22 protein-coding genes are annotated in these 25,619 nt (G+C 59.7%); 4 read left to right on the forward strand and 18 right to left on the reverse strand.

Annotated features, from left to right (window positions below; all coding sequences use genetic code 11):
• Positions 1-83 precede the first annotated feature (83 nt).
• Entirely contained in the window at positions 84-2,252 is a 2,169-nt protein-coding gene (locus V7Z56_RS05585; protein ID WP_334128378.1) for a primosomal protein N', read from the reverse strand.
• Between the two features lie 78 nt (positions 2,253-2,330).
• Here V7Z56_RS05585 and fsa point away from each other — a divergent pair, with 78 nt between their 5' ends.
• The 3 genes from fsa to V7Z56_RS05600 are packed head-to-tail and all read left to right on the forward strand — an operon-like array spanning position 2,331 to position 4,658.
• On the forward strand, positions 2,331-2,987 hold the full coding sequence (gene fsa / locus V7Z56_RS05590; protein WP_334128379.1) for a fructose-6-phosphate aldolase: 657 nt from the start codon (positions 2,331-2,333) through the stop codon (positions 2,985-2,987).
• A 25-nt stretch (positions 2,988-3,012) separates the two neighbouring features.
• Positions 3,013-3,738, forward strand: coding sequence for a DUF484 family protein (locus V7Z56_RS05595; RefSeq protein ID WP_334128380.1), 726 nt, complete (start codon positions 3,013-3,015; stop codon positions 3,736-3,738).
• A 2-nt stretch (positions 3,739-3,740) separates the two neighbouring features.
• On the forward strand, positions 3,741-4,658 hold the full coding sequence (locus V7Z56_RS05600) for a tyrosine recombinase XerC (RefSeq protein ID WP_334128381.1): 918 nt from the start codon (positions 3,741-3,743) through the stop codon (positions 4,656-4,658).
• Positions 4,659-4,666: 8 nt separating this feature from the next.
• On the opposite strand, the gene V7Z56_RS05605 is transcribed toward V7Z56_RS05600, so the two are convergent.
• From V7Z56_RS05605 to mdh, 8 genes are all read right to left on the reverse strand, one after another.
• The gene (locus tag V7Z56_RS05605) at positions 4,667-5,866 is read right to left on the reverse strand and encodes an MFS transporter (protein ID WP_334128382.1); all 1,200 of its coding nucleotides are present in this window, start codon (positions 5,864-5,866) and stop codon (positions 4,667-4,669) included.
• Positions 5,867-5,868: 2 nt separating this feature from the next.
• On the reverse strand, positions 5,869-6,468 hold the full coding sequence (locus V7Z56_RS05610; protein ID WP_334128383.1) for a glutathione S-transferase family protein: 600 nt from the start codon (positions 6,466-6,468) through the stop codon (positions 5,869-5,871).
• A gap of 82 nt (positions 6,469-6,550) precedes the next feature.
• A complete protein-coding gene (lpdA, locus tag V7Z56_RS05615; RefSeq protein ID WP_334128384.1) occupies positions 6,551-7,954 on the reverse strand; it encodes a dihydrolipoyl dehydrogenase in 1,404 nt (467 codons plus the stop codon).
• A gap of 26 nt (positions 7,955-7,980) precedes the next feature.
• Complete coding sequence (gene odhB / locus V7Z56_RS05620; protein WP_334128385.1) at positions 7,981-9,267, reverse strand: 2-oxoglutarate dehydrogenase complex dihydrolipoyllysine-residue succinyltransferase; 1,287 nt, start codon at positions 9,265-9,267, stop codon at positions 7,981-7,983.
• Between the two features lie 10 nt (positions 9,268-9,277).
• Positions 9,278-12,169: a 2-oxoglutarate dehydrogenase E1 component gene (locus V7Z56_RS05625; RefSeq protein WP_443023750.1), complete on the reverse strand. Its 2,892-nt coding sequence runs from the start codon at positions 12,167-12,169 to the stop codon at positions 9,278-9,280.
• A gap of 73 nt (positions 12,170-12,242) precedes the next feature.
• Positions 12,243-13,118 carry a succinate--CoA ligase subunit alpha gene (sucD, locus tag V7Z56_RS05630; RefSeq protein WP_334128387.1) on the reverse strand — a complete coding sequence of 292 codons (876 nt, stop codon included), beginning with the start codon at positions 13,116-13,118 and terminating at the stop codon, positions 12,243-12,245.
• Positions 13,118-14,287 (reverse strand): ADP-forming succinate--CoA ligase subunit beta, encoded by a 1,170-nt coding sequence (gene sucC / locus V7Z56_RS05635; RefSeq protein WP_334128388.1) that lies wholly within the window; start codon positions 14,285-14,287, stop codon positions 13,118-13,120. Before sucC ends, sucD begins: the two co-directional genes overlap by 1 nt.
• 134 nt (positions 14,288-14,421) lie before the next feature.
• Entirely contained in the window at positions 14,422-15,384 is a 963-nt protein-coding gene (gene mdh / locus V7Z56_RS05640; RefSeq protein ID WP_334128389.1) for a malate dehydrogenase, read from the reverse strand.
• 354 nt (positions 15,385-15,738) lie between these two features.
• Here mdh and zapE point away from each other — a divergent pair, with 354 nt between their 5' ends.
• Positions 15,739-16,869, forward strand: coding sequence for a cell division protein ZapE (zapE, locus tag V7Z56_RS05645; protein WP_334128390.1), 1,131 nt, complete (start codon positions 15,739-15,741; stop codon positions 16,867-16,869).
• Between the two features lie 20 nt (positions 16,870-16,889).
• On the opposite strand, the gene V7Z56_RS05650 is transcribed toward zapE, so the two are convergent.
• The 9 genes from V7Z56_RS05650 to V7Z56_RS05690 all read right to left on the reverse strand — a co-directional run bounded on the left by V7Z56_RS05650 (position 16,890) and on the right by V7Z56_RS05690 (position 25,598).
• On the reverse strand, positions 16,890-17,468 hold the full coding sequence (locus tag V7Z56_RS05650; RefSeq protein ID WP_334128391.1) for an FMN-binding negative transcriptional regulator: 579 nt from the start codon (positions 17,466-17,468) through the stop codon (positions 16,890-16,892).
• A 102-nt stretch (positions 17,469-17,570) separates the two neighbouring features.
• Complete coding sequence (locus V7Z56_RS05655) at positions 17,571-18,347, reverse strand: succinate dehydrogenase iron-sulfur subunit (RefSeq protein WP_334128392.1); 777 nt, start codon at positions 18,345-18,347, stop codon at positions 17,571-17,573.
• 18 nt (positions 18,348-18,365) lie between these two features.
• Positions 18,366-20,159 carry a succinate dehydrogenase flavoprotein subunit gene (sdhA, locus tag V7Z56_RS05660; RefSeq protein WP_334128393.1) on the reverse strand — a complete coding sequence of 598 codons (1,794 nt, stop codon included), beginning with the start codon at positions 20,157-20,159 and terminating at the stop codon, positions 18,366-18,368.
• Between the two features lie 9 nt (positions 20,160-20,168).
• Positions 20,169-20,549, reverse strand: coding sequence for a succinate dehydrogenase, hydrophobic membrane anchor protein (gene sdhD, locus V7Z56_RS05665; protein ID WP_334128394.1), 381 nt, complete (start codon positions 20,547-20,549; stop codon positions 20,169-20,171).
• Positions 20,550-20,552: 3 nt separating this feature from the next.
• Positions 20,553-20,942 carry a succinate dehydrogenase, cytochrome b556 subunit gene (sdhC, locus tag V7Z56_RS05670; RefSeq protein WP_334128395.1) on the reverse strand — a complete coding sequence of 130 codons (390 nt, stop codon included), beginning with the start codon at positions 20,940-20,942 and terminating at the stop codon, positions 20,553-20,555.
• 97 nt (positions 20,943-21,039) lie between these two features.
• Complete coding sequence (locus tag V7Z56_RS05675) at positions 21,040-22,104, reverse strand: MaoC family dehydratase (protein WP_334128396.1); 1,065 nt, start codon at positions 22,102-22,104, stop codon at positions 21,040-21,042.
• Positions 22,105-22,116: 12 nt separating this feature from the next.
• Positions 22,117-22,992, reverse strand: coding sequence for an HpcH/HpaI aldolase/citrate lyase family protein (locus tag V7Z56_RS05680; protein ID WP_334128398.1), 876 nt, complete (start codon positions 22,990-22,992; stop codon positions 22,117-22,119).
• 142 nt (positions 22,993-23,134) lie between these two features.
• Positions 23,135-24,439: a hypothetical protein gene (locus tag V7Z56_RS05685; protein WP_334128399.1), complete on the reverse strand. Its 1,305-nt coding sequence runs from the start codon at positions 24,437-24,439 to the stop codon at positions 23,135-23,137.
• A gap of 136 nt (positions 24,440-24,575) precedes the next feature.
• Positions 24,576-25,598, reverse strand: a complete 1,023-nt coding sequence (locus V7Z56_RS05690; RefSeq protein ID WP_334128400.1) for an aspartate-semialdehyde dehydrogenase — start codon at positions 25,596-25,598, stop codon at positions 24,576-24,578.
• Positions 25,599-25,619: the final 21 nt, after the last annotated feature.

Here is a 25,619-nt window from a genome sequence, read left to right on the forward strand (position 1 = left end):
GAAAACCGGGTGGCAATATGCTGCACAGCAGTATGTTCACTAAAATGTTCGTTTTCCCGATTTATCCGTCAAATTTCCCGTTCTCACATGAAATTATAGGGATCGATGTCAATTTGCAGACGTATATCGCTCGGTAACCTGCACCCCTGCAGCCACTTTCCGATGATTGCCTGGATGCTGACATCTTTTGCGCATTTTATGAGAAAACGGTAGCGATGCCGCCCACGGATCATGGAAAGCGGCGCAGGGGCGGGTCCGAGAATGGCCAAACGCTCTCCGGCCGGCGCCCGCCGCGCGAGTTCAGCGGCGAAACTGGCGACTGATTCGGCTTTGGGCCCTGACAGGATCAGCGCCGCCAGACGGCCGAACGGCGGCATACCGGCGCTTTCCCGCCCCGCCGCCTCGAGGTTGAAAAACGCCTCGCTCTCCTGATGGACGATTGCGGCAATGACGGGATGTTCCGGCAGATGGGATTGCAGATAGACCTTGCCGCGGATCGATTCACGGCCGGCCCGGCCCATGACCTGCGAGAGGAGCTGGTAGGTGCGCTCGGCGGCGCGCAAATCCCCGCCGGTGAGGCCGAGATCCGCGTCAATCACGCCGACAAGCGTCAGATTCGGGAAATGATATCCCTTGGCAACGATCTGCGTGCCGATCAGAATATCAATCTCGCCCCGATCCATGGCAGCGACAAATTCGGCCGCCGCCCTCGGGCTGGTGATCGTATCGCTCGCCATCATCGCGACCCGCCGCTCGGGGAACAGGCTCGCGGCCTCTTCCGAGAGACGTTCGATCCCGGGACCGCAGGGTTTGAAACTTTCCTCCGCGCCGCAGGCGTCGCAAGCGCCGGGCAGGCGCGTCGAATAGCCGCAGTGGTGGCACTGCAGGCGGTTGATGAGACGATGTTCGACGAGCCAGGCGCTGCAGTTGGGGCATTGCAGGCGATGGCCGCAGGCATCGCACAGCGTCAGCGGCGCATATCCGCGGCGGTTCAGGAACAGCATCACCTGCTGCCCTTCGCCGAGCGTTGCCTCCATGGCGAGACGGAGAGGTTCGGATATCCAGCGCTGCGGACCCGGCCGGTGCTGCTTGAGATCGATAAGCTCCACATAGGGCAGGACTGCTCCGCCGAAACGTGACGGCAGTTTGAGATGCCGGTATTTCCCGCTTCTCGCATTCAGCATCGTCTCAAGCGACGGCGTTGCCGATGCGAGGACCACCGGACAGCTTCCGATCTTGCCGCGCACCACCGCCATATCGCGCGCGTTATAGGGGACGCCCTCATCCTGCTTGAAGGAGGTTTCATGCTCCTCATCGACGATAATCACGCCGAGATCGGCAAAGGGCAGGAAAAGGGCGGAGCGGGCGCCGATGACAATCTCCGCCCGCCCTTCAATGACCGCGCGCCAGTTGCGCCGCCGCTCGCTCTGGCCGAGGTCGGAATGCCATTCAACCGGCCGCGCGCCGAAGCGCGCTTCGAACCGGTCCAGCCATTGCGCGGTGAGCGCGATTTCCGGCAGCAGCACCAGTGCCTGCCGCCCCTCGCGCAGGCAGGCGGCAAGGGCCTCGAAATAGACCTCGGTCTTGCCCGAGCCCGTCACCCCGTCGAGGAGCGAGGCGGCAAAATTCCGCGCCGCGACATCTGCCGCCAGCGCGTCGGCCGCGGCTTTCTGATCGGGCGATAATTCAAATGCGCCGTGGCGCCAGTCCGGTCGCTCAAGCGGCGCGTCAGAGGGTAGCACGACCGGCTCCAGCGCGCCCGCCTCCGCAAGTCCCTTGACGACGGACGCGCTGACGCCGGCAAGGCTTGCAAGATCCGCCGCGCTCTGCACGCCTGCCTCGGCGGCAATATCCAGCACTCGTTGCCGGGCGGCGGTCATTCGCTCGGGCCGGGCCGCCGTCAGCCGATAGCCGATCCGCGCAGCCTTGGGGTAAAGCGCTTCCGGCACGCTCATCGCCATGCGAAGGACGCGGCCTTTTCGCTGCATCGTGTATTGCGCGACCCAGTCGATGAAACGGATGCTATCGGCCGGCAGGGGCGCGCAAGGGAGGACCGCGAGGATATCCTTCATGCGCTCTTCCGCGACGTCGGACGCAGCCGCCTCCTCCCAGACAACCCCTGTCACCTCGCGCTTGCCAAGCGGTACGGTGACGAAATGACCGATTTCTATGCCAAGCGCGGCAGGCGCGCGATAGTCATAGAGATCTTTCCCCGAGAGGGGCATCAGAACACGCACGCGACGATGTTTCATTGTACTGCTCATCTCTATGCGATAGACTATTCCGACCCTTCAAACCAGTCTTTAAGCGTCAGGATAACGTAACATCTCATGAAATTTTTTGTTGATACAGCCGACACCGAAGAGATCCGCGAGCTTGCCGATACCGGCCTTCTCGATGGTGTTACCACGAACCCGTCACTGATCGCCAAAACCGGGCGTGACTTCTTTGAAGTAATTGGCGAAATCTGCAAGATCGTTGATGGACCGGTCAGCGCCGAGGTGGCCGCGACCGAGTTCAAGACGATGCTGGAAGAGGGAAAGAAGCTGGCCGGGATTGCCGAAAATATCGCCGTCAAGGTCCCGCTTACCATGGCCGGCCTCAAAACCTGCGCCGAACTCAGCCGCGGCGGCACGAAGGTCAACGTCACGCTCTGCTTCTCGGCCGCACAGGCTATCCTCGCCGCAAAAGCCGGCGCGACTTATATCTCGCCCTTCGTCGGACGCCTTGACGATATCGGCCAGCGCGGCATGGATCTGATCCGCGACATCGTCCAGATTTATGACAATTACCCCGACCTCAAAACCGAGGTTCTGGTCGCCTCTATCCGCAATCCGACGCATATTGTCGAGGCGGCCCTGATCGGCGCAGATGTCTGCACGATCCCGCCCGCCGTTCTGAAACAGCTTGTGGCGCACCCCCTGACGGACAAGGGCCTTGCGGCTTTCCTTGCGGACTGGGAAAAAACAGGCCAGAATATCCTCTGACAACGCCGCAATGAGAGTAGCGTAGGTGAGTGAAACATCTGACAAGAAGATCGGTGACGGCGGGACAGAAACCCCGCGGCTGACCGAAGAAAGCGTCCGGAACTGGCTTCGCGCGCATCCGGAGTTCCTGGTCAATAACGCCGATCTTCTGTCGGAGATGAAGCTTCCCGGGCGCGCGGCCGACGACGGCGTCGTCGATCTGCAATCCTACATGGTGGCGCGGCTGCAAAAGAAAGTCGCCCGGCTCACCGAACTTCAAGAAAATTTCGTTGAAGCCGCCCGCAATAACAATCACACCCAGAACATGGTGCACGCGTCAATACAGGCGCTTCTCGGAGCATCCAACCTTGCCCATTTCGTTCACATCCTGACGCAGGATTTGCCGGAACTTCTCGAAATCGACGTTCTGACCCTTTGCGTTGAAGACGGGCCGATCCCGCTTCCTGATATGACGGGGTTGCAACGCCTCAAGCCCGGCAGCATCAATCGCGCCCCGTGGCACGGGCGGAACATTCTCCTTCGGGCGCGCGCGCCGCAGTCCAAGGCCATTTTCGGCCCGGCCAAGGACCTGGTGCGTTCCGATGCGCTGATCCGGCTTGATATCCCCTCGCTGCATGCGCGGGCGATGGTCGCCTTCGGCAGCCGCGAGCCCGGACATTTTGACGAAGATCAGGCGACCGATCTTCTCTCCTTCCTTGCAATAGCCATTCAATCCTGCCTGCAGATGTGGCTGGAGCAGAAATCGGCATAGGCATGCCAGAGCATCGCTCCCTCGACCGCGCGTTTGACGACTGGATGGACTGGCTGGTCCACGAAAAGAAAGCGAGTGCGCACACGCTTGAAGCCTATGAGCGGGATGTGCGGGATTTCCTCGCCTTTCTCACCGGCCATCTCGGCGGCGAACCGACGCTCAGTGATCTTGAAGCGTTGCGCGCTGCGGATTTTCGCGCCTATCTTGCGCATCGCCGCCAGGAGGGCCTCAGCGCCACGTCGCTCCGCCGTGTCCTCTCGTCGATCCGCAGTTTTTTCAAGCGTCAGGAGCGCGAAGGCGCATTCCACAACCCCTACCTCAAATCCCTCCGCACCCCGAAAGCGCCGACGCGGCTGCCGCGCCCGCTCGCCGTGACCGATGCAAGAAAGCTGTTGCAGGGGACGCCGGATGCGCGTGAGCCGGACTGGATACAGTATCGCGACCTTGCGGTGCTGACGCTGCTCTACGGCTGCGGCCTGCGCATTGGTGAAGCCCTCGGGCTTAATATGGCGGATCGTCCGAAAGGCGACATTCTCACCCTGATCGGCAAGGGCAACAAGGAACGGATGGTGCCTGTACTGCCCGCGGTGCGCGAGGCCATCGACCTATATCTCAGGCATTGCCCGTTTCCATTGGAGGGGACCGGCCCCCTGTTCGTCGGCCGGCAGGGAAAGCGGCTGAACGCGCGGGCGATACAGCTCAAGATGCAGACGCTCCGCCGCGGCCTCGGCCTGCCTGAGACGGCAACGCCGCACGCGCTTCGCCACAGTTTTGCAAGTCATCTGCTCGGCAGCGGCAGCGATCTTCGCTCCATTCAGGAACTCCTCGGCCATGCCTCGCTTTCCTCGACCCAGCGCTATACGGACCTCGATATGGAGAAGCTTCTCGCCGTCTATGATCAGGCGCACCCGAAAAGCTGACTGTCCGCCTATTTACGGGTGAGGCGAAGGGCGAAGGGTGCAATCAGGGTGACCGCCCCCATCGAGACAAAGAGAAGCCCCCAGGCCGTGATCGACGTGGGGCCTCCGGAATGATCGAGGACGGCGCCTGCAACCACCGGGCCGACGATACCGCCGCTAAAGCCGAGAAAGCTGTGAACCGCCATCGTCGCACCGCGAAATTCCGGCCGCGCGCTGCCGACCGACCCGGCCGTGAGTGAGGACGAGTCTGCGGCGATCAGGAAGCCGTAAAGAACACTCATCACTACAACGATAATAAATGGCAGGCTCGCCATAAAGCCGATGCTCAACGACACGCAGAGACAGGCGAGCACGACCAGGGTGATCGCGCGCTGCCGCCCGATCTTGAGGGAAAGCTCGTTGCCAAGGACGCTTGCCGGCAGCCCGACGAAAACGGCAATCGCGGTAATCGTCGAGACATCCATCCAGACGGGCGCGCTCGTCAGCATATGGGAGAAGGCGAGAAACGCCATCATGAAGGAGCGCATCGTCACCAGCTCCCAAGTGTGGCAGGTATAGGCGATGATATAGCCCATACTGAACCGATTTCGCAGCACCGGCAGGTAGTTGAAGATCTGCGCCCACGCCCGCGGCTGCTCCAGCGCTTTCGGCCGGGTGAAGATATAGGTGAGAGCCAGCGAAATCGGTGGGCCGAGCATGGCGGAGACCAGCGCCTCTTCCCAGCCGAACCAGAGATGCACCTGCCCGATCAACAGAAAGGAGACCGCGGAGCCGGTTGAAAAGCTCGCCGTGTAAAAGGCGATGAACCGCGACTGATCGCCGGCGGGAAGCCGGTCGGTAAGCGCCTTCAGTCCCGGCATATAGGTGCAGCCGAGCGCCGCGCCTGAAATAAACCGCCACGGCAACGCCGAATAAAAATCATGCGCGAGATAGGCAAAGCCGAATGCCCCGATAATGGCGAGAAAACTGCCAAGGAGGAAAACGCGCCGCGCATCGATCCGGTCGGTCATCGAGGTAACGACCGGGCCAAACAGCGTAAAGCCGATGAAAAAGACCGAGTTGATCCAGCCGGCATCCGATCCCGTCAGGGACCAGTGATCGAAAAAGAAAGGGATCATCGCCGGAAAGGTGGCGAAGGGGGTCATTGCCGTGATTTCCGCCAGGCACAGCACCAGCGTCAGCTTTGGCCCCGACAGATTCTGTCGCAAGGTCAGCCTGGCAGTGTTTCGGAAATGGATGTATGCTTCAGCATTTTCTCATACCACCGCGTGAGCGCCGGTCGGCCGTTGCGCCATTGCTCATACCCGAGCCGGAAATCATGATAGCCAAGCGCGCAGGCGACCGTAATTGTTCCGATATTGAGCGCCTCCCCATAGCCGTCCGCCTGCCGCTCCATCTCATCCAGGCAGTTCTCGATCCCGAAGCGCAGCCGTTCCATCCAGCTCGGCGAGCCCTCCCCTTCCGGAAGGAGACTGTTGACACGCCGCTGCAGCGTGTTGTCCATCATGCCATCCGCCATCGTGTGGAGCGTCAGGACGCGCCAGCGTTCCGGCCCTGCGGGCGGAAACAGCTTCGGCCCCTTGCCAATGCTGTCGAGATATTCACAGATCACAATGGAATCATAGATCAGATCGCCATTGTCGAGTTCGAGGCTCGGAATTTTACCGAGCGGATTTGCCCGATTGAACCCTTTGAACATGTCGCTGGTATCGGGATCGACCTTTTCCAGTTGATCCATCAGCCCGTGCTCGATTGCGGTAACCCGGACTTTCCGGGCGAAGGGAGAGAGGGCGCTATAGCAGAGCTTCATGACGTCTCCTTGAGATTACAGTGCAAATGAAACGGGCCGGAAAATTCCGACCCGTTATTCTGCTGACCGATTGATGAAAAGATCAACTGTTTATTGTGCGCCCCAGAACGGCGAGCGCCGCTTCCTTGACCGCTTCGTTGAGCGTTGGGTGCGCATGGCAGGTGCGGGCGATATCCTCGGACGAGGCGCCAAACTCCATCGCCAACACGCATTCATGGATGATCGTTCCAGCATCCGGGCCAATGATGTGAACGCCGAGCACCTTGTCCGTCTTTTTGTCGGCGAGAATTTTCACAAACCCTTCGGTGAAGCCATTTGCGCGGGCGCGGCTGTTCGCGACGAACGGTACCTTGCCGACATTATAAGCGATATTCGCTTCCTTCAGCTGCTCTTCCGTCTTGCCGACGGTTGCAACTTCGGGCCAAGTATAGACGACAGCCGGAATGGTGTCGTAATTGATATGCGGCTTCTGGCCGGCCATTTTTTCGACGCAGACGACGGCTTCATCTTCCGCCTTATGCGCGAGCATCGGCCCTTCAATGACGTCACCGATCGCGTAAACCCCATCGACGGTGGACTTAAAGTTCTTATCGACAATGATGCGCCCGCCGCGGTCTCGCTCGACACCGAGATCGTCAAGCCCGAGCCCTTCGGTATAGGGACGCCGGCCGATCGCAACCAGCACGACGTCGGCTTTCAAGGTTTCCGCATCACCGCCCTTGGAGGGTTCAAAAGTCAGCGTGACGCCGGATTTCTCCTTCTTCGCGCCTGTCACCTTCTTGCCGAGCAGGAATTCGATCCCCTGTTTTTTGAGGATCCGCTGCGTTGCCTTGGCAACTTCGTTGTCAGTACCGGGCAGAATGCGATCGAGGAATTCGATAACCGTCACCTCGGCCCCGAGGCGGCGCCAGACGGTCCCGAGTTCAAGCCCGATGACCCCTGCGCCGATGACGATCATCTTCTTCGGCACTTTGGGAAGTTCAAGCGCGCCGGTGGAGGAGACGATTTGCTTCTCGTCCACCTCGACATTGGGAAGCGGCGTCACGTCCGAGCCCGTCGCGATGAGGATATTCTTCGCCTTCAGCGTTCTCGCCTCCGCGCCCGTCACCGCGATCCGCCCGCCGCCTTCCAGCGTTGCCGTGCCTTTTACGTGAGTGACCTTGTTCTTCTTGAAGAGAAACTCGATCCCCTGCGTCAGACCCTTCACCGTCTCCTGCTTCACACCCATCATCTTGCCAAGATCGAGCTTCAGCGAGCCGATGGTTATCCCGCGGCGTTCAAAATCGTGTCCCGCCTCTTCATATAGCTCCGACGATTTGAGCAGCGCCTTCGACGGGATACAGCCGACATTCAGGCAGACGCCGCCGAGCGTCTCGCGCTTTTCAACGCACGCCGTCTTCATGCCGAGCTGGGAGGCCCGGATGGCGGCCGTATAGCCGCCCGGCCCACCGCCGATTACGACCAGATCGAAAGTATCGTCACTCATAATATGCCTCTATCCTTCTGGATTGATCAGAGGTCCAGCAACAACCGCTGCGGATCCTCCAGCGCGTCTTTCACCCGCACAAGGAACGTCACCGCTTCCTTGCCGTCGATAATCCGGTGATCATAGGTGAGCGCGAGATACATCATCGGCCGGATCTTGATTTCGCCCTTCACGACCATCGGCCGCTCCTGGATTTTATGCATGCCGAGAACGCCCGCCTGCGGCGGGTTCAGGATCGGCGAGGACATCAGCGAGCCATAGACACCGCCATTGGTGATGGTGAAGGTACCGCCCTGCAGGTCGGCCATGCTGAGTTTGCCGTCCCGGGCGTTCGCGCCGAGCGCGGCGATCCCCTTTTCCACTTCCGCAAAGCTGAGTTGATCGGCGTCGCGCAGAACCGGCACCACAAGACCGGCGTCGGTGCCAACGGCAATGCCGATATTGTAGTAGTTCTTGTAGACTAAATAGTCGCCGTCAATCTCCGCATTCACAGCCGGAAGTTCCTTGAGGGCAGCGATACAGGCCTTCGTAAAGAAGGACATGAAGCCGAGCTTCACGCCGTGTTTCTTGATGAAAAGATCCTGATATTCCCGGCGCAACTCCAGCATCGCGGTCATATCCACCTCGTTATAGGTGGTGAGCATGGCCGCGGTATTCTGCGCATCTTTAAGGCGGGTCGCAATGCTCTTGCGAAGACGCGTCATCTTGACCCGCTCCTCGCGCGCCTCCTCGGGGCGCGGGCCGGAGGGCGCGGCCGGAGCCGCAGGCGCCGCCGCTGCGGGGGCCGGAGCCGGGGCTGCGGCAGGGGATGCGCCACCATGCTCAAGCGCTTCCAGAACATCGCCCTTGGTGATGCGGCCATCCTTACCCGTGCCGCGGATGCGGCGGGCGTCGAGATTGTTTTCATCGATCAGCTTTTGCGCCGCCGGAAGAATTTCTGCAGGCGCGCCCGGTGCCGGTGCCGCCGCAGCAGGTGCCGGAGCCGCCGCAGGCGCTGCCGCAGGTGCCGGCGCGGGTTGCGGCGCCGGCGTCGCCTCGGGCGAGGCTGCGGCCGGGGCGGAGACGTTACCGCTTGCGCCCGCCGTGATCAGGCCGAGCAGGGCGCCAACCTCCACATCGGTGCCTTCGGGGGCCGAGATTTCATCCAGCCGCCCGGATTCCTGCGCATTGATTTCAAGGGTGACCTTGTCCGTTTCCAGCTCAAGGAGCGGTTCATCTTTGGTGACCGAGTCGCCGACTTTTTTATACCATTGGCCTACCGTTGCTTCCGTCACTGATTCCCCGAGTGCGGGAACACGAATTTCCACCGTCATTTTGACTTCCCTATTCCGATTTGATACCGAACGCGTCGTCCAACAATGCGTTTTGTTCCTTGATGTGCTTTTTCAGCAGGCCGGTTGCCGGCGATGCGGCTTCCTTGCGCCCGGCGTAGCGCGCGCGCTTCACCTTCTGCATTTTTACATTCGCAAAAACGCGTTCCAGATGCGGCTCCACAAATGTCCAGGCACCCATGTTTTTCGGCTCCTCCTGACACCACACCACATCTTCCACATGCCTGAAGTTCTGCAACTCTTCCTCCAGCGCCTCGCAGGGGAAGGGATAGAGCTGCTCAAGCCGAAGGAAATAGGTGTGCTTGTCGCCGAGTTCCTCCCGCTTCGCATGCAGGTCGTAATAGACCTTGCCGGAGCACAGGATAACACGTTTGACATCCTTGTCAGGGCACAGTTTTTCGTTGTCGTAGAGCACACGGTGGAAGCTCGAGCCGGGGCCCATTTCCTCCAGCGTCGAGACCGCCAGCTTGTGGCGCAGCAGCGACTTTGGCGTCATCACCACCAGCGGCTTGCGGAACTTGCGGTGGATCTGGCGGCGAAGGGCGTGGAAATAGCTCGCCGGCGTCGTGCAGTTGACCACCTGCCAGTTATCTTCTGCCGAAAGCTGCAGATAGCGCTCGAGACGGGCGGAGGAATGCTCCGGCCCCTGTCCTTCATAGCCATGCGGCAGCAGCATCACGAGGCCGCTCATACGCAGCCACTTCGCCTCGCCGCTCGAGATGAACTGGTCGATGATGATCTGCGCGCCGTTGGCGAAGTCGCCGAACTGCGCCTCCCAGAGGACGAGCGCATTCGGCTCGGCGAGCGTATAGCCATACTCATAGCCGAGCACGGCGGCTTCCGACAGCATGCTGTCGATCACCTCATAATGCGCCTGCTCCCCGCCGAGATTGTTGAGCGGAATGTAGCGCTCTTCCGTCACCTGATCGACGATCACCGAATGACGCTGCGAGAAGGTGCCGCGCCCGGAGTCCTGGCCCGACAGGCGGACCGGATAATTCTCCTTCAGGAGCGAGCCGAACGCCAGCGCTTCCGCCGTCGCCCAGTCGATGCCCTTGCCGGTCTCGATCATCTCCTTCTTGGCTTTGAGGACCCGCTGCAGCGTCCGATGCACGTTATGCGTCGGCGGAATATTCGTCAGCGCCCGGCCGATTTCCTTCAGCCGGTCGATCTCGACCGCCGTCGAACCACGCCGCGCCCCTTCATCGGCGCGGCCAAAGCCCTGCCAGCGGCCTTCAAACCAGTAGGCCTTGTTCGGTTTGAAGCTGTTGGCAGCTTCATACTGCTTTTCAAGATAATCGCGGAACTCGGCGATCCAGCCCTCGACCTCTGCCTCGGTCGTGACGCCTTCGGCGATCAGCTTCTTGGCATAGATCTGCATCGTCGTCGGATGCTGCGCGATGGTGCGGTACATGAGCGGCTGGGTGAAGGCCGGCTCGTCACCCTCGTTATGGCCGTGACGGCGGTAACAGAACATGTCGATCACGACATCGATCTGGAACAGCTGGCGGAACTCCGTCGCAATCTTGGCGACATGGCAGACCGCTTCCGGATCATCGCCATTGACGTGGAAAATCGGCGCCATCACCATCTTGCCGACGTCGGACGGATAGGGGCTGGAGCGCGAATATTTCGGGCTCGTCGTGAAACCGATCTGGTTGTTGACGACGAAATGGATGGTGCCGGAGGTGCGATAGCCCTTCAGCTCGGACAGGCCAAAGCACTCGGCGACGATCCCCTGCCCTGCGAAGGCGGCATCGCCATGCAGCAGCAACGGCATGACCTGGCCGCCCACATCGCGGCCAAGCTGCGCCTGCTTGGCGCGCGCCTTGCCGAGCACGACGGGGTTTACGGCTTCGAGGTGCGACGGGTTCGCGGTCAGCGAGAGATGCACCTCATTGCCGTCAAACTCGCGATCAGAGGACGTCCCGAGGTGATACTTCACGTCACCCGAACCTTCGACGTCTTCGGGATGGGCGGGGTTGCCCTGGAACTCCGAGAATACGGCGCGGAAGGGTTTCGCCATCACGTTGGTCAGCACGTTGAGGCGGCCACGGTGCGCCATGCCGAGGACGATCTCACGCACACCGAGCTGCCCGCCGCGCTTGATGATGCCTTCCATGGCGGGGATCAGCGCTTCGGCGCCGTCAAGGCCAAAGCGCTTCGTGCCCGTATATTTCACATTGAGGAACTGTTCAAAGCCTTCCGCCTCGATCAGCTTGCGCAGGATCGCGATCTTGCCCTCGGTCGTGAAAGTGATTTCCTTGTGGCGTCCTTCGATACGCTCCTGGATCCAGGCTTTCTGCTCCGGATCCTGAATATGCATAAATTCGACGCCGACCGTGGAGCAGTAGGTGCGCTTCACGATGGAGAGGATTTCCCGGATGCTCCCCGTCTCGAGGCCGAGGACGTTGTCGAGGAAAATCTGTCGGTCCCAGTCTTCTTCCTTGAAGCCATAGGTCGCCGGATTAAGCTCCGGATGCTCCTTCGGGATTTCAAGCCCGAGCGGATCGAGGTTCGCCTTGAGATGGCCGCGCACCCGGTAGGACCGGATCAGCATCAGCGCGCGGATCGTATCGATCGCCGCCATGCGGACTTCGGAGACGGTCGCCCCCTTCTCTTCCGCGCGCTCGATCGCACGGTTGGCGGCGTCGCCGAGAATGCCGTAGTCATCCTCGGGATCGAGGCCATTGGTCGCGGGCGCCCAGGGCGCGCCGCGGGCCTCTGCAAGGACGGTCTCGGCATCATCGCCGAGCGAGTTGAAATACTGCTGCCAGCTTACATCAACCGAAGTGGGATCATTCAGAAAACGCGTGTAGAGCTGCTCAATGAATCCGGCGTTAGATCCAAAGAGGAAAGAAGAAGTTTCCAATTGCTGAACCATCCTGCATTACGGGCGGGATTTCTCCCGCCCCCTATAAGAGTCAATACAACAAGTAATAGCTAACCCTACAAGGTCAACCTTTCAAAACCCTTACCAATGTCGAGCCGAGAGCGGCCGGACTGTCCGACACGGTGATGCCGGCGCTGCGCATGGCTTCCATCTTGTCTTCCGCGCCGCCCTTGCCGCCGGAAATGATTGCCCCGGCATGGCCCATGCGACGACCAGGAGGTGCCGTCACGCCTGCGATAAATCCGACCACCGGCTTCTTGACCTTGGAGGATTTCAGGAACTCTGCTGCTTCCTCCTCGGCCGAGCCGCCAATCTCGCCGATCATGATGATGGATTCCGTTTCATCATCGGCAAGGAACATCTCCAGGCAGTCGATGAAGTTGGTGCCGTTGACCGGATCGCCGCCGATGCCGATGCAGGTGCTCTGTCCAAGGCCTGCAGCCGTCGTCTGCGCAACTGCTTCATAGGTCAGCGTGCCCGAACGGGAAACGATCCCGACATGGCCGCGGCGGTGGATGTGACCGGGCATAATGCCGATCTTGCACTCATCCGGCGTAATGACGCCCGGGCAGTTCGGACCGATGAGACGGGACTTGCTGTTGCGCAGCGTCCGCTTGACGCGCACCATATCGAGGACCGGAATGCCTTCGGTGATGCAGACAATCAGCTCAACCTCGGCATCGATCGCTTCCAGAATGGCGTCGGCCGCGAACGGCGGCGGAACATAGATCACGCTCGCATTGGCGCCGGTAACGTCGCGCGCTTCGGCGACCGTATTGAAGATCGGGAGACCGAGATGCTTCTCCCCGCCCTTGCCGGGGGTGACGCCGCCGACCATCTTGGTGCCATAGGCAATGGCCTGCTCGGAATGGAACGTCCCTTGCGAGCCGGTAAAGCCCTGGCAAATGACCTTCGTATCCTTATTCACGAGAACCGACATTACGCTGCCTCCTTCACTGCTTTAACAATTTTCTCGGCAGCGTCGCCAAGATCATCTGCGGACAGAATGGGCAGGCCCGATTCTGCAAGAATTTTCTTTCCAAGTTCGACGTTCGTCCCTTCGAGACGGACAACCAGCGGCACGCTGAGGGCGACTTCCTTCGCCGCAGCGACAACGCCCTCGGCAATCACATCGCAGCGCATGATGCCGCCGAAGATGTTGACGAGGATGCCTTCGACATTCTCATCCTTCAGGATGATCTTGAAGGCTTCCGTGACCTTCTCGCGCGTGGCGCCGCCGCCAACGTCGAGGAAGTTTGCCGGCTCGCCGCCGTTCAGCTTGATGATATCCATCGTCGCCATGGCGAGGCCTGCGCCGTTCACCATGCAGCCGATATTGCCATCGAGCTTGACGTAGCTGAGATCGTACTGCGCCGCTTCCCGCTCGGCCGGATCCTCTTCGTCCGGATCGCGCAGCTCGGCAATATCCTTGTGCCGGTAAAGCGCGTTGTCATCGAAGTTCATCTTCGCATCCAGCGCGATCACATCGCCGCTGCCGGTCACGACCAGCGGGTTGATTTCAACAAGGCTCGCGTCTGTATCGATAATGGCGTTGTAAAGCGCCATGATGAACTTGACCGCGGCATTGATCTGCTTGCCTTCGAGGCCGAGGCTGAAGGCAATCCGGCGCGCATGGAACGGCATAATGCCGGACGCCGGATCAACGCTTACCATGAGGATTTTTTCCGGTGTCTTTTCGGCGACTTCCTCGATGTCCATTCCGCCTTCGGTGGAGGCCATGAAGGTCACGCAATCCTTGGCGCGGTCGATGATCGCGCCAAGATAGAGTTCACGGGCGATATCGCACCCTTCCTCGATATAGACGCGCTTGACTTCCTTGCCTTCCGGACCGGTCTGATGCGTCACGAGCTGCATGCCGATCATGGATTTTGCCGTATCGGCTACCGCGTCGAGGGACTTGACGACCTTGACGCCGCCGCCCTTGCCGCGACCGCCTGCATGGATCTGCGCCTTGACGACCCAGACCGGGCCACCCAGCCCCTCCGCGACGCCTTTTGCCTCATCGGCCGTATAGGCTACTCCCCCTCGCGGTACGGTCACGCCGTATTTCGAGAGCAGGCCTTTCGCCTGATATTCATGAATATTCATCGTTTTCCGTTTATTGCTGTATTAGAAACATCAAAAAGTGGAGCATCTACCCCTCAAAAAGCCATTCGAGCTACGGTATCGCACCACAAAAATGGGCACAACCGGTTATTGCTGTGCCCTTTCATTTTTGCCGCCTATTTCAGGCTCGGATCCAGACCGATACACGCATCAACCAGTCCCTTCACCGCGTTGACCGAATTATCGAACATGGCCTTCTCTTCCGAATTCATGTTGATCTCGACAACCCGCTCTACACCGCCTTCACCGATGACAGTCGGCACGCCGACGTAGATGCCGTCAAGACCATACTGGCCCTTCACATAGGCGGCGCAGGGCAGGACGCGCTTCTTGTCCTTGAGATACGCTTCGGCCATGGTGATCGCGCTGGAGGCCGGCGCATAGAAGGCCGAGCCGGTTTTCAGCAATGCCACAACCTCGGCGCCGCCGTTGCGGGTGCGATCGACGATCGCATCGATTTTCTCCTGCGTGCTCCAGCCCATCTTGATGAGGTCCGGAACCGGGATACCGGCAACCGTCGAATAGCGGATCAACGGCACCATGGTGTCGCCGTGGCCACCCAGAACGAAGGCCGTCACATCTTCAACGGAGACATTGAATTCCTCGGCGAGGAACAGGCGGAAACGGGCACTGTCGAGAACACCGGCCATGCCGACGACCATGTTATGCGGCAGGCCGCATTTCTCGCGCAGGACCCAGACCATGGCGTCAAGCGGGTTGGTGATGCAGATGACGAAGGCGTTCGGCGCATATTTCTTGATGCCTTCGCCAACCGACTGCATGACCTTGATATTGGTGCCGAGCAGGTCGTCGCGGCTCATCCCGGGCTTGCGGGCGATTCCGGCGGTGACGATGCAGACATCAGCGCCCGCGATTGCGCTATAGTCATTGGCGCCGGAAAAATTGGCATTAAACCTGTCAACCGGGGCGGACGATGCAATATCAAGCGCTTTACCCTGCGGCAGACCCTCCGCGATATCGAACAGGACCACATCACCAAGTTCTTTCAGGCCGGCGAGATGCGCGAGCGTGCCGCCAATATTCCCGCTTCCAATAAGGGCAATCTTTTTTCGAGCCATTAATATTCTCCGAAGTCAAAAGAGGGGGGAGGACCATCAGGGATTTGAAGAGCCCCCTTGTGAATATTATTGCCGGTACTAGACCTTTTTAGGCGCAAGAGCAAGATCAGGCATGTATTTGCAGGCAAATTTTTGTGGGCCGGCTTCTATCATCACGAAAAATTAGCCGGAATTAATATTGATCCGCCCGGGCAAGGATAATTTGCCGCCGATCTCACTCCCGGCAAACGCGAAGGGGCGCGGAAAAAATGAATCATTGGGCTTCGCATCATTGCCAGAGCGGCTGCATATCTGTAGAGATCATGGGAACTTGTTTATCGTGCATTTTGCTTACTCTCTGACCCCTGCAACTTAATGACTGATCAATCCGGCCCTCAAGAAGCCTATCGCAAGCTGCTGGCGAGCAATCATATTCAGGACGATCCGGAACAGCGGCTTGCCGTTGAAAAGCTGGAGACGCTGCATCGCCGCCTGCAGGACTATAACCCCAAGACCAGCACGCGTTGGACGCAGATCTTCCGTCTCGGCGCGCGCAAGCCCCGGGTTGAGCCGCCGCAGGGGCTTTATATCTACGGCGATGTCGGGCGCGGCAAATCCATGTTGATGGATCTTTTCTTCGACACCGCGCCGGTCAGGCAGAAGCGGCGGGTCCATTTTCACGCTTTCATGCAGGAGGTGCACGCCTTCATGCATCGCGAGCGCAAAAAGACGGAAGGGCGCAACAACGATCCCGTGGCGGCGCTCGCCAATTCCATCACCGAGACCGCGTGGCTGCTCTGCTTCGATGAATTCCAGATCACCGATGTCGCCGACGCCATGATCCTCGGACGGCTTTTTGAGATGCTGTTTGAAAGCGGCGTCGTTGTTGTCGCAACGTCGAACCGCGTGCCCGACGATCTTTACAAGGACGGCCTCAACCGGCAGCTTTTCCTGCCCTTTATCGCCATGCTGAAGGAACAGCTCGACGTGCTGCATCTTGCCGGCGGGAAAGACTATCGCCTCAACCGGCTTGCCGAACATCCGGTATATTTCAGCCCGCTTGATGATCACGCAGCGGCGGAGATGGACCGGATCTATGCGGAAATGACGGAAGGCTATGAGAATAACCCGCAAACCCTGGTGACGCAGGGTCGCAAGTTGAAGGTAAAAACATCCGCGCGCGGCGTCGCGCGCTTTCGCTTTGCGGAGCTCTGCGCTGTCGCGCTCGGCGCCGCCGACTATCTCACCCTCACCGAGCATTTTCACACCATTCTTCTCGAGGGGGTTCCCCGCCTGACGCCGGCACGGCGCAACGAGTCGAAGCGCTTCGTCACCCTCGTCGATGTGCTTTATGAAGCCAGGGCGAACCTCGTCATCTCCGCCGAGGTCGAGCCGGAGGAACTCTACACCGCGGGCGATGGCAGTTTTGAGTTTGCGCGCACCGTATCACGGCTGATGGAAATGCGATCGGAAGACTATCTGACGGGCCGCGAGGCGGCGGAGTAGCGTCGCGCCCCTGAAATGCATCAGTCCCACAGGCGGCCGATGGCGGTCGTCATCGACGCCTGATCGGCTGGCGATTTGTTCTGGCCGAGCTTCGCTTTCGCGTCGATGCGCTGAATTTCGATCTCGAAAACCGTGACACCGCGGAGCAGCGCCTGATAGCGCGCCGGATCAAGTCCTTCCGGGTTCCAAGGAGTCGGCATCGCTCGCTCCTGCTCCGCCGTCTGGCGTTCCAGAACGGCGCGAACGGCGGCGTCATCGCGAAGGATGACCGGTGTCCCATAGGCATGGGCGGCGACATAGTTCCATGTCGGCACATTGCCGTCGGTAACGTAATAATTGGGCGAGATATAGTGATGCGGCCCGAGAAAGACGACGAGCGCTTCGTCCTCCTCAAGAATGTCGGCATGGGGATTGCTCCGGGCCATATGCGCGATGAGCGTCCCGAATTCGCCCCGCCCTGCATCATAGGCGAAGGGAAGATGCGTCGCAACAAGACCATCCGCCCCGCCCCTGGAAATCAGCAGGCCGAAGTTCGCCGTCTGCATCAGACGGGTCAGTGTTTCTTTTTCGGGAGCTTTGAACGAGGGCGGAACATACATTGCAGTCAATCCAATAAAAAAGACCGCCTTTAGGAGGCGGTCTTAATCTAGCGTAAATTGGCTCTTAAAAAAGGACCACTTTCCGGAAACTTATGGGGCCACTTAGCGGCGCTCCACCATCAGCTTTTTGATCTCTGCAATCGCCTTCGCGGGGTTCAGACCCTTCGGGCAGGTGTTGGTGCAGTTCATGATCGTATGGCAGCGATAGAGCCGGAACGGATCCTCGAGGTTGTCGAGGCGCTCGCCCGTATGTTCATCGCGGCTGTCGATGATCCAGCGATAGGCCTGCAGCAGGATGGCCGGGCCGAGGAACCGGTCGGAGTTCCACCAGTAGCTCGGGCAGGAGGTGGAGCAGCAGGCGCAGAGAATGCACTCATAAAGTCCGTCGAGTTTCGCGCGATCCTCCTTCGACTGTAACCGCTCGCTCGACGGAGCCGGGGATTCCGCCTGCAGCCACGGCTTGATCGAGGCATACTGCGCGTAGAAATTGGTGAGGTCAGGCACCAGATCCTTCACGACCGGCTGATGCGGCAGCGGGTGGATCTTGATCTCTCCGTCGAACTCATCCATGCCCGTCGTGCAGGCCAGCGTGTTCGTGCCGTTGATGTTCATCGCGCAGGAGCCGCAGATTCCCTCGCGGCAGGAGCGGCGGAACGTCAGCGTCGGGTCAATCTCGTTCTTGATCTTGATCAGGCCGTCGAGGATCATCGGCCCGCAGTCATCCAGATCGACATAGTAGGTGTCGATGGCCGGATTTTTGTCATCATCGGGCGACCAGCGATAGACGCGGAAGACTTTGACGTTCTTCGCATCCTTCGGCTTTTCATGTGTCTTGCCAACGCCAACTCTTGAATTTTTAGGTAATGTCAGTTCAGCCATGGTTCATCCCCAACGCGCTTAGTAAACGCGCGCTTTTGGTTTGATATAGTCAATTTCATCGGTCAGCGTGTAGTTATGCACCGGACGATAGTCGATCTTCACGCCTTCCTCATCGCTGTGATAGGTGAGCGTGTGCTTCATCCAGTTCTCGTCATCCCGCTCCGGATAATCCTCATGCGCATGGGCGCCGCGGCTCTCTTTGCGGTTTTCCGCTGCCGTCATCGAGACGACTGCCTGCCGGATGAGGTTGTCGAGCTCCAGCGTTTCGACAAGATCGGAGTTCCAGATCAGAGACCGGTCCGTCGTCTTGATATCGGGCATCTGCTTCCACACCTCGTTGATCCGCTCAACGCCTTCAAGCAGCGTCTTGCTGGTGCGGAAGACGGCGCAGTCGTCCTGCATCACCCGCTGCATATTGTCGCGGATGGTGGCGGTGGAGAGGCTGCCGTTCGCATAGCGGAAGTGATCGAGACGGGCAATCGCCGCGTCACAGGCATCTTTCGCGATCGGCGCGTGCGCCTGACCGGGCTTGATGATCTCCTTCGCGCGGAGAGCAGCGGCCCGGCCAAAGACGACAAGGTCGATGAGCGAGTTCGAACCGAGACGGTTGGCGCCGTGAACGGAGACGCAGGCCGCTTCGCCAACGGCCATCAGGCCGGGGACGATCGCATCGGGGTTGCCGTCCTTCAGATCGACAACTTCGGCGCGGTAGTTGGTCGGAATACCGCCCATATTGTAGTGAACGGTCGGCAGAACCGGGATCGGTTCCTTATGCACATCGACACCGGCAAAGATGCGGGCGCTTTCGGAGATGCCCGGCAGCCGCTCGTCGATCAGGTCGGGATCGAGGTGATCAAGATGCAGGTAAATATGGTCCTTGCGCGGTCCGACGCCGCGGCCTTCGCGAATTTCCATCGTCATCGAACGGCTGACAACGTCGCGGCTCGCGAGGTCTTTCGCATGCGGCGCATAGCGCTCCATGAAGCGCTCGCCCTCGGAGTTGACTAGGAACCCGCCTTCGCCGCGCACCCCTTCGGTGATCAGACAGCCGGCGCCGTAGATCCCGGTCGGGTGGAACTGGATGAATTCCATATCCTGGAGCGGCAGACCGGCCCGCAGCACCATGCCACCGCCGTCGCCGGTGCAGGTGTGGGCAGAGGTGCAGGAGAAGAACGCCCTGCCGTATCCCCCGGTCGCGAGAACGACCATGTGCGAGCGGAAGAGATGCAGCGAGCCATCTTCGAGCGAGAGGCAGAGGACGCCGCGGCAGGCGCCGTCTTTATCCATGATGAGATCGAGCGCGAAATATTCGACGAAGAACTGCGTGTCATATTTCAGGCTCTGGCTGTAGAGCGTATGCAGCATGGCATGGCCGGTCCGGTCCGCCGCCGCGCAGGTGCGCTGCGCCGCCGGGCCTTCGCCGAACTGCGTGGTCATGCCGCCGAAGGCGCGCTGATAGATCTTGCCCTCTTCGGTGCGGCTGAACGGCATGCCGAATTGTTCGAGCTCAAGCACCGCCGCCGGCGCTTCGCGGCACATATATTCGATTGCGTCCTGATCGCCGAGCCAGTCGGATCCCTTGACGGTGTCATACATATGCCACTGCCAGTTATCCTCGCCCATGTTGCCGAGGGAAGCGGAAATACCGCCCTGCGCGGCAACCGTGTGGCTGCGGGTCGGGAAGACTTTGGTCACCGCCGCGGTTTTCAGACCGGCGGCTGCCATGCCCATGGTTGCGCGGAGGCCCGCACCGCCAGCGCCGACAACGACGACGTCATATTTATGTTCTGTAATTGGATAGGCTTGTGACATGTTGCTACTTTAACCCCCGAACGCTAGCTTCAGAACAGCAAGCGCCGCAGCCAGCCCAACGGCTGCGCAGACAAAACTGTTGAGCAGCAAGAGAATGAACTTGGTGCTTTCCGTGTGGATATAATCTTCGATCACCACCTGCAGGCCGAGCTTCAGATGATAGAAGGTGGCGACAATCAGCAGCAGCAGGATGAGCGAGGCAAACGGCTGGCTGAGGGTTTGGCGGACTTCCGTATAATCGGCGCCAAGCAGGCAGAGGACATAGGCGAGACCGATGACAAAGAGCGGGACGAGCGCGAGCGCCGTCACCTTCTGATGCCACCAATGCGTCGTGCCGTCCTTCGCCGAACCAAGGCCGCGAACTTTCTTAAGCGGGGCTCTCATATCCATGGCTCAGGCTCCCATCGAAAAGGCGATAATCCAGGTGATCACCGTCAGAACCACCGAGGCGATGATCGCGGTCATGCCGCTTTTGCGCATGGTCGGCAGTTCAAAACCCTGCCCTGCGTCCCAGAACAGATGCCGGATGCCGTTGCAGAGGTGGTAAAACAGCGCCCAGCTGAAGCCGAAGAGAACCAGCAGGCCGAACCAGGAGGAAAGGAAGGCGCTGACGGTCCCATAGGCCTCCGGACCGGCGGCGATGGCGATCAGCCACCAGGCCAGTAACAGGGCCCCCGCTCCAAGCGCAATGCCCGTCGCCCGATGCAGAACCGAGGTCACCATCGTAATCTGCCATTTGTAAATCTGCAGATGCGGCGAGAGCGGTCTATCAATTTTCGCCATGGGGAAGTCTTTCTTGATGATAATTTTCCATAATTATTCTAATTTTAACCGAGGAGTTTAAGCCTCCTCTTTGGCAAGTCAATAGAACTGTTCCTTTTTATACTCCGTTAGATCTTTTTGGCAAGATCACCCAGTAATCAAGATCAAGAACGACCGACGGATCGCGCTTGCCGTCTTCGAGCTTATCCGGGAAGCTGTCGCACGGCTTGTCCTTGGTTGCGAGGGTGCGAACGCGAAGCGCGCCTGCCGTCGCATTTCCGGCAAGCTCGGCTTTCTCCACCACCTCGCTCCAGGCATAGATGGTGTGGCCGGCGAAGGTCGGCGCGGTGTGCGAGCCGCCATTGATCGCGGCAACAAGCTGCGCATTACCGAGGCCGTTGAACGAGAGGGCGCGCGCCAGGCTGATGATATGCCCGCCATAGATCAGCCGGCGACCGAAGCGGTCATCCTTCATCTGGTGCTGGTTGAAATGCACCTTGGCGGTATTCTGGTAGAGCCGCGTCGCCATCATATGCTCGGCTTCCTCGATCGTCATGCCATCGACATGGTCAATCTTTTCGCCGACCTGATAATCCTCGAAATAATGCGGCGAGCCGGCCAGGGTCGCGTTATAGGAGGAGAAATCAAGCCCGTCCGGCAGGGAGAGGAGCGAAGGATCAACGCGTTCGGGAAGATCCGGCACGACTTCCGCCGGCGCGGGCGCGCTCTCATCCTTCTTTCTCACCATCACCCAGCGGACATAGTCGAGGACAATCGCGCCCATCTGGTTGGTGCCGATGGAGCGGACATAGACAACCCCGGTTTTGCCGTTGGAATTCTCTTTAAGGCCGATAACCGTCGAGGTCGTCTTAACGGTATCGCCGGGGTAGACCGGCGATTTAAACTGCACATCGGCATAGCCAAGGTTGGCGACCGCGTTCAGCGATACATCCGGCACGGTCTTGCCAAAGACGACGTGAAAGACGAGAAGATCATCGACCGGCGCGGCCTCAAGACCGCAGTCCATAGCGAAGCTATCGGCGGATTGCAGCGCGAAACGGTTGCCGTAGAGCGCCGTATAGAGCGACACGTCGCCTTCCGTGATGGTGCGCGGTGTCGCATGATCGATCACCTGGCCGATCCGGAAATCCTCGAAATAGTTACCGGGGTTGGTTTTGCTCATGATCCTCTTCCTTTACTTCGCGGCTTCGGCAATGGCATCGGCCATGGCGACCTTCGCCTTGGCGATCTCGACATGTAGATTCTCGATCAGCTTGCCATCGACAAGGACGACGCCCTTGCCTTCCTTCTGCGCGGCCTCGAACGCCTCGATGATGCGCCGCGACAGGGCGACTTCGTCCGCAGACGGTGCGAACACTTCATTGGCCGCATCGAGCTGCTTCGGATGGATCAGCGTCTTGCCGTCAAAGCCGAGTTCCAGCCCCTGCACGCAGGCCGCACGATATCCATCGTCATCATTGAGATCGAGGTAAACGCCATCAAGAACGGTGAGGCCATAGGCCCGCCCGGCGAGAAGGCAAAGGCCGAGCGAGGTGATGACGGGGAGCCGCATCGGCGTATGCTGTGCCTGCAGTTCCTTCACGAGATCGGAGGTTCCCATGACGAAGCAGTCAACGAGCGGGCTTGCACTCGCAATCTCCTCGGCCCGGAGAATGCCGAGCGGAGTTTCCATCATGCACCAGATCGTCGTTTTGGCAGGCGCGCCCGCCTCTTTCATGATCTTTTCCATCTCCTGCACCTGCGCCGCGCTTTCGACCTTCGGCAGCAGGATGGCGTCCGGACCGGCCTTCGCGGCGGCGATAAGGTCATCGCGGCCCCACGGCGTATCAAGCCCGTTCACGCGGATGATAATTTCGCGCTTGCCATAACCGCCGGCGGCGGCGTTGCCGCAAACAATCTCGCGCGCCTCAACCTTGGCATCGGGCGCAACGGCATCTTCCAGATCGAGAATGAGCGCATCGGCGGCCAGTGTTTTCGCTTTTTCCTGGGCCCGCGCATTGGAACCCGGCATATAGAGGACGGAGCGGCGGGGGCGAATAGTTTTTGTCATGGTTTATCCCTCGGGCAAGAAGCCCTTTTCGGTTGCTCGAAGCTAATTAAAGAAATGCGTGCCGCATCATAATAAGTTTTTGTTGCGACGCAATGGAAAGGGCGCCGCTTTTGCGGCTTTTCTGCGTGTCGGAAGTCCGTGCTCAGTTTGCCCGCGCGACGGCCCCAGCATCCGCCCCGGATCCGGCGGCTCGCGGCCTCCCGAAGAAATCGGTCGTCACCTTGCTGAAGGGGACACCCGCGCTGATCACATCGCTTCCTTTCGGAAGGCGATAGTCTCCCGCATCGACATCCTCAAACACATCATCAAGGTCATCGAGCTCGATATTGCCCGCGGCATCGACGCCGTCCCCCTCGATGTTGATCTCGTTGGCGACATTGTTGATCAGCAGATTGCGCCCCGCCGGCGCCTCTCCGGCGAGGGAAATAATCGTGATCGCGGCCGGTCCCGGCGGAAAATAGTCGATATCCATGACGGTGTTGTGGGCGATGCGGCTCGCCCGCATCCCGAAAGCGGAAATACCATGCCAGTTATTGACGATGACGATGTTGTTTTCGATCGTCCATCCCTCATAGACGCCGTTGAAAAGGCCGATGCCTTCCATCTTGCAGGGATAGCGCTGATGGAAATCCTCGTAATTGAGAAATAGATTGCCGCGGAGCGTCACGTTGCGGATTGTGCCTGTGCCCGGCCGGCCATCCGCCCCCGTCGACCAGGACTGGAAGCCATCGGCGTGGTTGTCATTCACCTGATAGCAGTTCTTGACGATATTGCCTTCAAAGAGGCTGTCATCGCCGAGGCCGCGAAGACCGTCGCCGGCAAAATTGACGACTTCATTGCCCGCGACCACGCTGCGCCGCCCGAGCGTCGAGATCCCGAAGCGGATGTTGCGGAGGCGATTACCCCGAATCTCGGCATTCTCGGCTTCCGAAAAAATCCCGTCGAGCGACTTTTCATCCCATTCGCCGGCCGACCAGTCGGAGCTGTCGCTGATTGTATAGATCTCCAGCCCCTCGACGGTGATATCGCGCGACTGCTTGTCGATCCGGACATGCGCACGGTCGCCGGGCTGGCGGTTGCCGCCTGTCGTGACGGTAAGACCTTTAAGGGTGACGTTGCGGCTGCGCATGATTTCAATCATCTCGAAGACGGCCGGCGTCTCGCCTGCCGCCTCAATCACCACGCGCTCCGGCGGGGCGAGATCGTTGATTCTGACGCGCCCGTAGTTCCCGCCCTTCAGAAGCAGGCGATCGCCCGGTGCGATGAGCTTCTGATCGAGGACATGCTGGATATCCCGCCATGGCGCCTCATGGCTGCCCTCGCCGCCGGGCGCCGCCGCCGGATCGACAAAGCGATCCGCGGCAAAGCCGCTTGCCGTTATCGCTGGGAGAAGCAGGAGAATGGACCCAAACCATAGCCCCAATCGGATCATGCCGCGCATCGTCATTTCATCCTCCCGGTCGCAATTGAGGGCGGAGCCGCCGCTTGCAGTGCAGAGTAAAGGAGAGCGCGGAAATGAACAAGCCGGAGAAAGGTTTTCCCCTCTCCGGCTCAATTTAGTTTCTTGTGGTGAAGCGGGCGGCTTATGCGGCCTTTTTCAGATACTCCCGCCCGACCAGCTCGGCAATCTGCACGGTGTTGAGCGCCGCGCCCTTGCGAAGGTTGTCGGAGACGCACCAGAGATTGATACCAAACTCGACCGTCGTATCATCGCGAATACGCGAGATGAAGGTCGCATAGTCCCCGACACACTCGACCGGCGTGATATAGCCATTTTCTTCCGGCTTATCGACGACCATGATGCCCGGGGCCTCGCGCAGGATTTCCCGTGCCTGATCCGCGGTCAGCTCGGATTCAAACTCGATGTTCACGCTTTCCGCATGGCCGACGAAGGTCGGGACGCGGACGCAGGTCGCCGTCAGCTTGATGGCCGGATCGAGAATCTTCTTGGTCTCGACCGTCATCTTCCACTCTTCCTTCGTATAGCGGTCTTCCATGAAGACGTCGATATGCGGGATCACGTTGAACGCGATCTGCTTGGTAAATTTCTGCGGCGTCGGCGTGTCATTGACGTAGATGCCCTTGGTCTGGGTGAAAAGCTCATCCATCGCCTCATTGCCGGCGCCCGACGTCGACTGATAGGTCGAGACCACGACGCGCCTGATCTTCGCCACGTCATGCAGCGGCTTCAGCGCAACAACGAGCTGCGCCGTCGAGCAGTTCGGGTTGGCAATGATATTCTTCCGCGTGTATCCGCCGGCCGCAGCCGCGTTCACTTCGGGCACGATCAGCGGCACGTCCGGATCCATCCGGAAGTTCGACGAGTTGTCAATCACGATGCAGCCCTGGGCCGCTGCGCCCGGGCCATATTTGGCCGCGATGGTACCGCCCGCCGAGAACAGCGCGAAATCAACACCGGTGAAATCAAAATCATCCAGCGCCTTGACCTTGAGGCGTTTGTCGCCAAAGGCAACTTCCCGCCCGACGGACCGTTTAGACGCGAGCGCGATAACTTCCGTCACCGGAAATTGTCTTTCATGCAAGATGTTCAGCATTTCGCGGCCCACATTGCCCGTGGCGCCGACTACCGCAACTCTGTATCCCATGATTCTGATCTCTTCTCTAAT

The organism is Sneathiella sp., from assembly GCF_036844445.1.
GTDB lineage: Bacteria > Pseudomonadota > Alphaproteobacteria > Sneathiellales > Sneathiellaceae > Sneathiella.